The following is a 12930-nucleotide window of genomic DNA, read 5'->3' as shown; positions in this document are numbered from 1 at the left end:
ACGCCAAGAAAAAGAATGATAGGATAGTATTTGTGAATAAGTTAACTAGAAGATTTGCTAATCCTACTTTGTAAAAATTGGAGGCATCATTCATGTTAAAAACAACACCCGCAGCGACGAAGACTGCGACTAAAAATGAAAATGAAACCGTTGACAAAATGATTGACGGGTTGGTGGCCAAAGCCCACACAGCACTGTGCGCGATGGACGACTTCACCCAAGAAAAAGTGGACCACATCGTGCATCAGATGGCGATAGCTGGATTAGATCACCACATGGAACTGGCCAAGGCGGCCTACGCCGAGACTGGCCGGGGCAACGTCGAGGACAAGGCCGTGAAGAATATGTTTGCGACCGAGGAGATTTGGCACTCGATTAAAAATGATAAGACGGTTGGCATCATTAAAGACGATCACGAACGGCAGATGATCACGGTGGCCGAACCCCTGGGAATTTTGGCGGGGGTGACGCCGGTGACGAACCCAACGTCCACCACGATGTTTAAATCGTTGATTGCGGTCAAGACCCGTAACCCCATCATCTTTGCCTTTCACCCGCAGGCCCAACAATCGTCCGCATTGGCGGCGAAGGTAGTTCGGGACGCGGCGGTGGCGGCCGGCGCGCCAGCCGACGTGATCCAATGGATTGACACGCCCAGTTTGGAAGCCACGACCGCGTTAATGAATCAGCCACAAGTCGCCAGTGTCCTGGCAACGGGGGGACCGGGGATGGTCAAGGCGGCTTATTCGACCGGGAAACCCGCGTTAGGCGTGGGTCCCGGGAACGGTCCGGCCTACATTGAAAAGACCGCCAACATCAAGCGGGCGGTTTACGATATCGTCTTATCCAAAACGTTCGATAACGGGATGGTCTGCGCGTCCGAAAACAGTGCCATCATTGATACCGAGATCTATGGTGAGGTGAAGACGGAAATGCAAGCACGGGGCGTCTTCTTCGTTCAGCCGGCCGACCATGCGGCGTTAGCGGAGACGATGTTTCGCCCTAACGGTGGGGTCAAAGGGCCCATCGCGGGAATGAGCGCCCAGAAGATCGCCCAGTTAGCCGGCATCCAGGTGCCCGCCAACACCAAGGTACTGGCCACCGAAATCAAGGGCGTGGGGCCAAAGTTCCCCATGTCGCAGGAAAAGCTCTCGCCCGTCATTTCGATTTACCGGGCGACCAGCCACGCGCAGGCCTTCAAGTTGGCCGATGAGCTCCTACACTTCGGCGGCTTGGGGCACACGGCGGGGATTCACACCACCGACAATGAGCTGGCAACGAAATTTGGAATTAAGATGAAGGCTAGCCGGGTGTTGATCAACACGCCTTCCGCACTGGGCGGCATCGGGAACCTCTACAACCAGATGATTCCGTCACTGACGCTGGGGACCGGGTCGTGGGGCAAAAATTCCGTGTCCCACAACGTCTCAGCCTTCGACCTATTGAACATCAAGACGATTGCGAAGCGGAGAAATAATATGCAGTGGATTAAGTTACCTCGCGTTTACTTTGAAAAAACGTCGGTGCGTTACCTCGACGATATGCCGGGAATCAAACGAGCCTTCGTGGTCAGTGACCCGGCCATGGTCGAACTCGGGTACGTGGATACCGTGATCAATGAACTGAAGCGCCGGCCGGACGGTATCGAATATTCGCTGTTTTCCGATGTCGAACCCGATCCGACGACCGCGACGGTGGACCGGGGCGTCGCGCAGATGCGGACCTTTAAACCCGATACCATTATTGCGTTGGGCGGGGGCTCGGCAATCGATGCGGCGAAGAACATGTGGTTATTCTACGAGGACCCGGACGCCAGCTTCTTCGGGGCGAAACAGAAGTTCATGGATATTCGTAAGCGGACCTATCAGTTTAGTAAGCCCAAGAAGGCCCAGTTCGTGGCGATCCCCACGACTTCCGGGACGGGTTCCGAAGTCACGCCCTTTGCCGTGATCACCGATTCTAAGACCCACGTGAAGTACCCGTTGGCCGATTACGCGTTGACGCCGGACGTGGCCATCGTTGATTCTCAATTCATCGAAACGTTGCCGAAACGGACGGTGGCTTACGCCGGGCTCGACGTCTTCACCCACGCACTTGAGTCCTTCGTATCGACCATGGCGTCGGATTACACCCGGCCGTGGTCCCTGCAAGCGGCGAAACTCGTGATGGACAACCTGACCGCGTCGTACAACGGCGACGTGCATGCCAGAGAAGAGATGCATAACGCGTCTACCTTGGCGGGGATGGCCTTCGCCAACGCCTTTCTCGGGATTACCCACTCGGTGGCCCATAAACTCGGTGGTGAATTTGGCTTACCCCATGGCTTGGCCATTGCCATTACGTTACCGCACGTGATCCGGTACAACTTCCAGGAACCAACCAAGTTGGCAATGCGCCCGAAGTACGAGTACTTCCGTGCGGATGAAGATTACGCCCAGATGGCACGGTACTTAGGCTTAGCCGGCAACACGAAGGCGGAATTGATGGAAGCGTTGGTCCAGAAGTTTATCGATTTGGCCCATTCGGTCGGCGTCACGTTGAGTCTAAAGGCCAACGGAGTGGACCGGACCCACTTCGATCAAGCGTTGGACAAGTTGTCCGAACTGGCCTTTGAAGATCAATGTACGGTGGCGAACCCTAAAGAACCGCTAATTAGTGAACTGAAACAAATCATGCTCGATGAATATGACGGGAAGGGCGTCGAAAAGTAAGTCGCCCCACCTAAACTCTAAGGAACTAACTGCGACGGACGGTTAGTCCCTTTTTAGTTAATTATATATAGGTAGAAATTAATTAATTAGGCGTTATTGTCTCTAAATGACGCCACAATCAGCCGGGTCCTTTTTACTCGGTTAGCGGGTGAAATTTGCGTCGAAAATTTGGTTGGAGTGAGCGTCATCAGCATTTTTTTCGGCTAAAGCGGCTAAATTATCATTGTTTTTTCATTTTAGATGACAAATTTTACAAGTTTTTCAGGAAAATGGATAGGGTGATTTTCGGTAAAATCGCGCTAAAAAGGCTAAAAAAGGGAAAAATAAAGCGTTTTATATAACAGACAGGTTACAAATGTGACAAAATGTCATAGTTAGTTGTTTTTCTTAACGTCGCCGTAATCAAACATCAATTTGTGTGTAACACCTATCAGTTATTCTAATAGCCGTTAAGCAATCAAAGGAGGACATTTACTTTTATGAGTATTAAGAAAGCTTTAGTGATGACTTTAGGGACAGTTGCAGTGATGGGCGCCGGGCTCTTCGCTTCCAACGAAAACGCAAATGCCGACACGCGGGTAACGGTCAAGCAGGGGGATTCTGTTTGGGCCTTAGCCAACAATCATCAAACGTCTGTTAGTGCAATCGAAAAGGCTAACGGGTTACAAAACAGTTCGATGATCTACGTGGGGCAATCCTTAGTGATCCCATCAAACACGACCACCACGACGTCTGCTAACGTGGCTAGCCAAGGCTACACCGCACCAGCAACGACCACGACGCCATCGACGCAAAACCAAGCAACGACGGCAACGACTAGCCAAAACACGACTTCCAACACGACGAGCGCCTCAACGGGTGTTTCCGGTTCCGAAGCCAGTGCTAAGGCGTGGATTGCCAACAAGGAATCCGGTGGTTCCTACTCTGCTTCCAACGGTCAATACGTTGGGAAGTACCAATTAAGCTCGTCTTACTTGAACGGGGATTACTCCGCTGCTAACCAAGAAAAGGTTGCCAACCAATACGTGGCTTCCCGTTACGGTTCTTGGTCTGCTGCCCAATCCTTCTGGCAAGCAAACGGCTGGTACTAAAACCAGATTAATTTACCACGTTTAAACTCAAGTAAGCCGTTCGGATGCAGGTCCGAGCGGCTTTTTTGCGTTCAGTAAGCCGCTGGCGGCGTTAATTACCGGCGTGGTGAATTTCTTCGCCGGCGGTAAAATGGTAAACTGGAAGCCAAAGGAACTAACCATTAGCAATCGGCCGTGAAATGGTGGGGGATTGGTTGATGGCGCAGCGTCATGATTTGGACCGTGTGGTTCGGGTAAGGGGGCAACGCAAATGTCGAAACAAACGTGGTTTAAGGTGGGGACCGGCGGATACGGGGCGGTCACCTGGTTGGTCATCTGGTTGGTGATTGGTTGGTTACGGGCTTGGCCGCACTGGCTCAACGTGCTGCTGGCGTTTCTCATTATTCTGGGCAGTAATTGGGTGTTGCGGTGGCTGCCCCAACATAGCTTGGCCCACGACTATTGGGCGATTGGGTTTATCGGCTGTACGGGGCTGTTTATCCTGCTGACCTAGCCGTTGACTACATATTATAGAAGAAAGAGGGAAATTCAGTCGTCGCTGGCTGATTGAATTTCCCGCTAAAAGACGGTCGTCCCAGGTGGTCGGCCGTCTTTTTGGTCGTCGTGACCCCGTATTTTGATCAAAATCGCGCCCGAAAGCGATGACTCACCACCTGTATGTTTCAGGGGGATTAACCAGATTGCGAAATGTCACATAAGGCCGGTTTTCTTAATTCGTTCGTCATCTAACTTCAATTCGGGTGTAACCTCCAGCGGTTATGATAGTAATCGTTAAGTAATCACGACAGATTCACCAAATTCAAGGAGGACATTCAGTTTATGAATTTCAAAAAAGCTTTAGTATCGACTCTTGGGACCGCCGCAATTTTAGGCGCCGGGTTCTTTGCCAGCACCACTTCCGCTAACGCCGACGTCCGGGTAACGGTGAAATCGGGAGACACGGTTGCTAAGATTGCCAACCAATACAAATCAAGCATTTCGGCCATTGAATCGGCCAACAGTTTAAAGAACGTTAACATGATTTACGTGGGCGAATCATTGGTCATTCCAAGTTCTACGGGGACGACCACGACGACCCAAACGCAAACCACGACGCCAAGCACCAGCCAAACGACTAGTGCTAACACCGCGACGACCACGCAAGCGGCCACGACGGGGAACACGACCTACAGTGCTCAAGGCACCCAAGGGACGACGAACACGGCCAACACCGCATCGACGTCTACGGGCACTACGGCTAGTGCGTCAACTGGTGCTTCTACCAGTTCATCGTCCAGTTCCGAAGCCGCAGCCAAGGCCTGGATTGCCAACAAGGAATCCGGTGGGTCTTACTCCGCAACCAACGGCCAATACATTGGGAAGTACCAATTAAGTTCTTCCTACCTGAACGGGGACTACTCCGCGGCCAACCAGGAAAAGGTGGCTAACCAATACGTGTCTTCCCGGTACGGCTCTTGGACTAAGGCTCAAGCCTTCTGGCAAGCAAACGGTTGGTACTAAACTAAGGGATCTAAAAACTAACCAGTCTGAGAACCGTCATCATCCGCGATGGCGGTTTTTGGCGTGGAAAGCGCCGGATCACCCGGCGAAAACGGCGAAAAATGGGCTAATTTCTTTAAATATGACCCCACTTTATGGTAAATGGGGCGGACTGTTACGATTTTGTAACATGGTGACAACGGCCCTGTAACTTGAACAAGTTAAGATGGGGTTAAGAATTCACTAGGGGGTTATTTCCATTAAAGTTAAGCATTTATTCATGGTCATGTTAACCGTTTTGGCACTAGCCTTACCTAGTGTCGCGGGTGTGGCTGACAATACGATTACGGCGCAGGCCAAGACGAAGGTCACTTACGTCTCGAACTTGTCCCAGAAACAACAAGCCGCCAAAGACTGGATCGCCATGCGCGAATCCGGTGGCAACTACCGGGCCCGTAACGGGATTTACTACGGTAAGTACCAATTGACCATTTCGATGCTCCACGGCGATTACAGTAAGGCCAACCAAGAAAAAACGGCCGATCGCTACACCCATAACCGGTACGGAACCTGGACCAAGGCCAAGCGCCACTGGGTTTCCCATCACTGGTACTAAACTCGACATAGCTAAGGCGACCAATCTGCAGATTGGTCGCCTTTTTTCTTTGGTAGCAATTATTTTTTATGGTTTTAAAGGGTTTGGGTCTTAAATGACATAATATGACGCCCATGTTTTGTATAATCTGTTTGCTTATGGCGATATTAAGTCTCATCGGAACTTGAGACCTATCGACCAGTATTTAAGGAGGACGTTAGGATGCAGATATGGACAAAAGCGAGTTTAGTTTTAGGAATGGGTTTAGCCCTGACGGTTGCGGGAGCACCGAATACTGCCAATGCGGCTAGTAAAACCAAGGTGATTTCGGTGACCAAGGTTGCGCGGCAAGCTTACCATGGTAAAAAAGGGAACGTTTATAAGACGGCCAAGCTATCCAAGGTAGCTTACCGCTTGAACAAGACGAAGTCGACCACCTGGTACGTGACTAAACAGGCCGTTGTGAAGAAACACGGTAAAAAGGTTCAGGTTAAGTATGTGCAGAATAAGGCCAAGACGAAAAAGGGCTGGGTCTACAGTAGCAATCTAAAGGCAGGTAAAGCAAATAACTTTAATAACGACTCAACCGCGGTTGGGCGTTATGTTTCAACGGGTTCGGTTACGTTACAAAGAGCTTACAATTCAGCGAATGGCACCTATGGTAACCTAGGTTTTTCTATTGGTTCTGCTTGGAACTATGATGGGTATGCAAACCCAGATAAGCTAAAGGACGTTATTAAGGATCAAAAGGCACTGGTCAACCTTTACCGGAGTACGTTCAAGAATCGGTTTAGTAAGACACAAAATACGTTATTGAGCGCCACGGCCAACGAATTAGCCGCCGTTAAGGCCACAGAAGGTAATAAGGATTTAATTATTAGTAAGATGGAAACCTTCTCTGATATGTTAGGTACCCAAGTGTCACAGCTGAGTTAATTGCAAGTTAACTAAAACATCGAAAAAAGATTAGTACAATGGATCTGTTACGGATCATCGGACTAATCTTTTTGTTTATCTAAGAGGGCTGGGTTGTGAATTTAATGTGGTTTTGGCTAAGGATCTTCCAGATTAGATGATTCTTTCTTGAAAGCGGATACAATATTCTTTACACTAGGAAGTAATCAATGCAAGATTGGGAGGGGTCACTGTATGACCAAAGTATTAGCTATTAACGCCGGAAGTTCCACCTTGAAATGGAAACTATTTTCCATGCCGGATGAAACCGTGATTGCATCGGGATTGGTGGACCGGTTGAATTTACCCGGCTCAATCTTTAAGGTCAAGCTCGCCAACGGGCAGAAGTACACGGAAACTAAGGACAACATTACCAATAAACTTGCGGCGGCCATGGTGTTGACGCGGTTGAAAACTTACGGCATCTTGGATCACCTGAGTGAAATTACCGGGGTCGGGCACCGCATCGTGGCCGGCGGGGAACTCTTCAAGGACTCGGCCGTGATCACGCCGCTGGTTTTGAAACAAATCAAGGCGCTAAAGGACTACGCACCGCTACATAATCCCGTGCAGGCCTACTACATCGAGGTCTTCCAACAATTGTTGCCGGAAGCTCAAGAAGTGGCGGTCTTTGACACGTCGCTGTACGCGGACATGCCAGCGGTTAACTACCTCTATAGCATTCCGTACGAATACTACGAAAACTTTGGCGCCCGGAAATACGGCGCTCACGGCACCAGTCACCGGTACGTCTCGGCGCGAACCGCGGAGATCTTGGGTAAGCCACTTAAGGACCTCAAACTGGTCACGTTGCACCTGGGTTCTGGCTCGTCGGTGACCGCCTTCGACCACGGCAAGGCCCTCGACACCTCGATGGGCTTCACGCCGCTGGCCGGGGTGATGATGGGGACCCGTTCTGGGGACATCGACCCGTCATTAGTGGGTTACCTAGCCGAAAAGTTGGACGTGACGATGCCGAAGATGATCGATATCTTGAACCACAAGTCCGGTCTACTGGGCGTTTCCGAACTGTCTCCCGACCAACGGGACCTGGAAAAGACCCAAGACGAGCGGCCAAAGTCCAAGCTAGCCCTCGACATGTTCGTCAACCGGGTGGTGCGGTACGTCGGGAGTTACGTGGCCGAACTGGGCGGCTTAGACGCACTGGTCTTTACCGCGGGCTCCGGGGAAAACGGCATTGCTATGCGCCAGGCCATTGCGGATAAGCTCAGTTACCTGGGCGTGGCGATTGACCCGGCCAAGAACGATTTCCGGGGTGAAGAACGTATCGTGAGTCCTGACGAGGCACCGGTCAAGGTGTTGGTCGTCCCGACTAACGAAGAGCTGATGATCGTGCGTGACGTGATGCGGTTAGGAAAACTTTAATCTGCCGTTAAGGTTCATCAGTTGAATATTTCAGTTCAATCACAACCATGACAATCTGTCATGCGGAACGATCTTCTTTAACCGAGCGGTAACCTGGCGTTAACTCGGTTGTGACTTGGCGGCGGTAAGCTGTAGTCAATCAATAAGGAGGTCGTTTTTTTCATGACAATTCAGAAAACGTTAGTTACCGCATTAGGCTTGGCAACGGTGGTGGCCGGTTTAGGACTCTCCAGCGTGACCGCCAACGCGGATACGTATACGCCAACGACCGCAACCCAATCTCAAACCCAAACGGCACCAACTTACACCAGTTATAATCAATACAATACTGCCACAACGGGAAGTACGAACAGTCAGAGTCAGACGACTAGTTCCACGACTAGCAGTAAGGCGTCCGGGGCCACTATCACCGCGGCCCAATTTGAAAGCCAAGGGGTGGTCTACCTCAACGGCAACAAGTGGACCTACTACTCTGGTAGTCAGACGGCCGACGGTACGAGCATTAGCGCGAATGGCTTAGACCCCAATGGCTACCGGGTCGTCGCGGCACCAGCCAGTGTACCGTTTGGGACTAAAATCATGACGCCGCTAGGCATGGGGGTCGTGCATGACCGCGGGACGGCCATCACCGGCAACCATTACGACGTCGTAATTCAGTAACGCCAACCTTTCAATCCCTTAAATCCTCTAAAAGACCAGTTCACTTTACGGTGAGCTGGTCTTTTTGGGTTCTATTCTGCAAGTTTTAGCGTTTGACGGACTTGATGGAGAGCATTAGAATCCCGCCAATTAAAGAGAAGACGAAGGAAACCAGGAAAATCGCGGAGAAGCCGAAGAGGGAAATCACCGCGGCGGCAATCACGGGCGCAATCGCCTGGGTGACCGTGTTACCCAGGTTGTAGACGCCCAGGAAGAAGGCGACCCGATTTTGATCGGGGATGACTTCAAGGTTCAATAGGTTGTCCAGCGAGTTCCACATCCCCATCCCGATTCCGGCGGCAAACGCGTAGATGATGATCCCGGTGTTGTCACGGAGGAAGAAGAGGGCGAGGGCCCCAAAGGCCAAGAAAATGGTGGAGAAACCCACGGGGTATTTGAGAATTTTGAACTTATCTGACACGGGACCGGCCACAAAGCCCATGAAAATCCCGAAGATCAGCATGATTAAGTTGATTAGTTGAATCGAGGACTGGGTCTGACTACCCCGGTGCAGGAAGTCGGTCATGATGTAGAGAATGTAACCGGTGATGGCGAAGTTCCCGACACCCTGGAAGAGTTTCCCCATTAAGGCTAGGTAGTAATCGCGACCCACGGACCAGCCAGGAAAGATGGCTTTGGCATCCTTTAACGTCAGCTTAGGTTTCGGTTGCTTGGGAGCGTCGACGTTGTCGATACTGGAAGGTTCGTGAACGATCAATACGGCAATGAGGACTCCGACAAAAGCGATAATCCCAAAAATCACGAAGCCTAACCGGAACTGACTTAAAAACATGGCGCCGATGACGTTAAAGCCGTTATTTCCCAGTGCCATCCCTAAGCCCCCGTAGGCGGAAGAAGCGGTTCCCCGCCCGTCTTTCGGGGCGAAGTCGATCCAGGCGACCATCGGAGCCACGATGAAGTTTAAGGCGGCTTGCCCGACCATCCAGGCAATCAACAGGACGGGGACGGTGGGGGAAACGGAAGCCACAATCATGGCGAGCATGAAGACGAACGCGCCCCCGATAATCCAGGGTGCCCGTTTACCGAAGCGGGACTTGGTTTTGTCGGAGAGGGCCCCGGCAATCATGTTGGAAATGGCGGCGACAATCATCCCACAGGTGGAGAAGAGGGCGACCAATTCGATCTTATGCGGTGCGTCCAGGTGTTGAATCAACGCGGGCAGAAACAGACTGTTCATGACGATGTAGGGGCCTAGCCAACTGGCCGGACCAATGATGAGGCCGGGCACCAGGCGTTTTAATGAAATGGTTGTTTTCATATTAATTTTCCTTTCGGGTAAGATGATTCCGAACCTGATAGTGGCTAAAGTCCGCCACTGAGGCGTGCTGGTAAGCATCGACCGAGCCGATGAAGTTAAACAGGCCGGTGAAGCCGCCAATCTCGCCGGGTTCACCATTGACGCCTTCGTCGGACAGGTACGTAACGTCGTAAGCGGAACCTAGTGTCAACCAATCTTCCGTTGCGGTGAAGCGGTAGGCGAAGGTGGCTTGACCGTTAACGTAGTCCAACTTGAGGTCGGCGTGGTTGGCCGGCACGATAGCAACGTCGAAGCGGTGATCGAGTCGGTCGCCGAGTTTAGCCTGTAGCACCTTGACGATGGTGTGTTGGCCATCCGCTGACGGGCAGAGACACAGGTAAATCCAGTTATTGGAGTCGTAGTAGAGCCCTAAACCGGCCGTTTGAGAATAGTGTACGGGGGCGAAATCAACGGTGGTTTGAACCGTGTAGTTGAGCGAGGTGGCCCGGGTGGCCATGATGGCTGGGTTAACTTGAGAGAAGAAAGAATTGCGGCCGTGAATGCGGAGATAACCTGGGCGTTCGGTGGTGTTGACCCAGTCGGTCGTCTGGGATTGGTAAGGGGTCATAAAGTGTTGATCGGGCGTGACGGTCTGAAACGTGATGTCGAGGTCGTCGGCGGTCAGGTCTTGGGGACCTGACGTGGCCCGGGGGCCTTCAAAGGTGGACTTGGCGAGGTTCGACCCGTCGGCCATCTGAAGCCAGCCGTCCGACGTCCACGTCATCTTTTGTAAGGACGTTTCCCGTCCCAACGGATTCAACGTTGTGCCCTTTAAAGGACGGGACATCAGGTGGGCCACGTACCATTCGTCATCCGGGGTTTGGACCAGAGAACCGTGCCCAGCCTTTTGCATGCGGCTATGCGGATTGATCATCTCGAAATGACCGGCGTCGGGGTCGCCCAACGAGAAGAGGTGTTGGGGTGAAGACGTGATGATGGGTTCACCGGTGGGGTTTGGTTCGTACGGGCCGAAAATCTGCTTAGCCCGGCCGATTTCAACACCGTGGGCGTACCCCGTTCCGCCGGCGGCAATCAGCAAGTAGTAGTAGCCGTCGTGATGGTAGAGTTGTGGGGCTTCGGCACAACCCCGGGTGGTAAAGCCGGTAGTGACGCGGTGCCAGTCGCCGATGATGCCGCCATTTTCCAAGTCGATTTCGGCAATGACGATGTGCCCGGGCGCTTGGTAACCGGTTCGGGTTTCCCATTCGAGAATCGAAACATAGTGTTTGCCATCGGCGTCGTGGAAGAGCGCGGGATCGAAGCCAATCGAGGTCAGATAGACGGGGGCCGACCAGGGACCGTAGATGCTGTCGGCGCTCATGGCATAAGAATCCGCGTTGAATTCGCGACCGGCCATGTTTTGCATGTGTGAGTAAGCCAACCAATACTTATGGGTTTGTTCGTCGTAAGAAAGGTGTGGCGCCCAAATGCCGGCGGGAGTGTTGGTGCCCCGGAGATTGACTTCGTCGTGTTGCAACGCGTAGGTGATTAGCGACCAGTTGACCAGGTCACGGGAGTGAAAGATTTGCACGCCCGGATTCCAGTGGAAAGTCGAGGTCGCGATATAGTAATCGTGATCGACGCGGATAATGGACGGGTCCGGCGCCATGCCGGGAATGATGGGATTGTTAAAACTTGTCATGATTAAAGACCTCTTTAGTTTCAAACTTGGGTATAATTAGGAAGTAGTTCATAGGTTGTTTAAGACAAGTTTGATAATAGCATGAAAGCGGATACATGGTTAGTTGTTTTGAACAACTAGTCAAAAGGTACAGGCCAACAGGTAAAAATTGTGACCTTTTTCGGGTAAGGAGTGGGGTATTTTGCCAAATAATCATCACGAAAACGTCGTGGCGAACGTGGATATCGGCGTTCGTTTCTATAAATCGGCGGTGACCACCAGTGGGTTCGTGCCCTTTCATTGGCACAACAGTATTGAATTGGTGTGTGTCTTTCGAGGAAAGCTGACCTTTGATCTCAACGGCCAGACCTACGAGATTGGGCCGCGACAGTTCATGGTGGTGTCGTCGAGCGTGATCCATAGCGTGACCAACGAACCGAACGTGGCCCTGGTATTGCAGGTGCCGTTACCCTACATTGCCACGTATTGTCGGCATCCCGAGGAACTGGTCTTTACGGTTGGGGAGCCACAATCGGCGGCCTATCAACGGGTGGTGGCCGACTTTGTGCAGTTAGACCGGCTCAACGAAGCGCGTCAATCCGGGTATCTGTTTGACTTTGGCGCGACGATTCTAGATCTCTTGAAGGTGTTGGTGACCCAGTTCGCCCACCGGGGAAACACGACGAACGAAATGACCAGTAATCTTAAAGAATTGATGGTTTACATCAACGCTAATTATGCGACCAGCCTATCGACCCAGAAGTTGGCCGACCAGTTCGGTTATAATCCCAGTTATCTTTCCCGGATGTTTAAGGAACAGGTTGGATTAACGTTAACGGACTACTTGTATAAGGTTCGACTGAATAATTTTTATCAGGACCTGCTGGTGACGACCGTTCCAATCGGTACTCTGTTCAAGCAGCACGGGTTAACCAACGTGAACACAGCCCGGACTCTGTTCTACCAAATGTATAATTGTTTACCGAAACAGGCGCGACAAGCCTATCAGCGCACACATAAAAAGAGTTTGGGACATAAGTCCCTAAATTCCAGTAATTAAAAATTGGTCCTAGAAA

At 51.6% G+C, this 12930-nt stretch carries 11 protein-coding genes; 9 read left to right on the top strand and 2 right to left on the bottom strand.

The window, feature by feature from the left end; all coding sequences use genetic code 11:
- The first annotated feature begins 92 nt into the window (after positions 1-92).
- The 8 genes from adhE (at position 93) to FD25_RS11280 (ending at position 8876) form a co-directional block, all read left to right on the top strand.
- Positions 93-2711 carry a bifunctional acetaldehyde-CoA/alcohol dehydrogenase gene (adhE, locus tag FD25_RS11315; RefSeq protein WP_057804364.1) on the top strand — a complete coding sequence of 873 codons (2619 nt, stop codon included), beginning with the start codon at positions 93-95 and terminating at the stop codon, positions 2709-2711.
- A 479-nt stretch (positions 2712-3190) separates the two neighbouring features.
- Positions 3191-3802, top strand: coding sequence for an aggregation-promoting factor (gene apf / locus FD25_RS11310; RefSeq protein ID WP_083484155.1), 612 nt, complete (start codon positions 3191-3193; stop codon positions 3800-3802).
- Between the two features lie 250 nt (positions 3803-4052).
- On the top strand, positions 4053-4295 hold the full coding sequence (locus FD25_RS11305) for a hypothetical protein (RefSeq protein ID WP_057804362.1): 243 nt from the start codon (positions 4053-4055) through the stop codon (positions 4293-4295).
- A 326-nt stretch (positions 4296-4621) separates the two neighbouring features.
- Positions 4622-5302 (top strand): aggregation-promoting factor, encoded by a 681-nt coding sequence (apf, locus tag FD25_RS11300; RefSeq protein ID WP_057804359.1) that lies wholly within the window; start codon positions 4622-4624, stop codon positions 5300-5302.
- Positions 5303-5567: 265 nt separating this feature from the next.
- Complete coding sequence (locus tag FD25_RS11295; protein WP_225428583.1) at positions 5568-5897, top strand: aggregation-promoting factor C-terminal-like domain-containing protein; 330 nt, start codon at positions 5568-5570, stop codon at positions 5895-5897.
- Between the two features lie 201 nt (positions 5898-6098).
- Positions 6099-6812 (top strand): hypothetical protein, encoded by a 714-nt coding sequence (locus tag FD25_RS11290; protein ID WP_057804356.1) that lies wholly within the window; start codon positions 6099-6101, stop codon positions 6810-6812.
- A gap of 213 nt (positions 6813-7025) precedes the next feature.
- Positions 7026-8216: an acetate/propionate family kinase gene (locus FD25_RS11285; RefSeq protein ID WP_057804354.1), complete on the top strand. Its 1191-nt coding sequence runs from the start codon at positions 7026-7028 to the stop codon at positions 8214-8216.
- Between the two features lie 162 nt (positions 8217-8378).
- Positions 8379-8876, top strand: coding sequence for a hypothetical protein (locus FD25_RS11280; protein ID WP_057804352.1), 498 nt, complete (start codon positions 8379-8381; stop codon positions 8874-8876).
- An 85-nt stretch (positions 8877-8961) separates the two neighbouring features.
- Here FD25_RS11280 and FD25_RS11275 read toward each other — a convergent pair whose 3' ends face one another.
- Both FD25_RS11275 and FD25_RS11270 read right to left on the bottom strand, forming a co-directional pair.
- Positions 8962-10194: an MFS transporter gene (locus FD25_RS11275; protein ID WP_057804350.1), complete on the bottom strand. Its 1233-nt coding sequence runs from the start codon at positions 10192-10194 to the stop codon at positions 8962-8964.
- 1 nt (position 10195) lies between these two features.
- Positions 10196-11875, bottom strand: a complete 1680-nt coding sequence (locus FD25_RS11270) for a glycoside hydrolase family 43 protein (protein ID WP_057804348.1) — start codon at positions 11873-11875, stop codon at positions 10196-10198.
- A gap of 181 nt (positions 11876-12056) precedes the next feature.
- On the opposite strand from FD25_RS11270, the gene FD25_RS11265 reads away from it, so the two are divergent.
- Positions 12057-12914 (top strand): helix-turn-helix domain-containing protein, encoded by an 858-nt coding sequence (locus FD25_RS11265; protein WP_057804346.1) that lies wholly within the window; start codon positions 12057-12059, stop codon positions 12912-12914.
- Positions 12915-12930 lie beyond the last annotated feature (16 nt).

The sequence above is a fragment of the Levilactobacillus acidifarinae DSM 19394 = JCM 15949 genome (assembly GCF_001434835.1).
Lineage (GTDB): Bacteria > Bacillota > Bacilli > Lactobacillales > Lactobacillaceae > Levilactobacillus > Levilactobacillus acidifarinae.
Note: the sequence above shows the minus strand (reverse complement) of the source record. Positions and strands in the feature narration are given on the sequence as shown.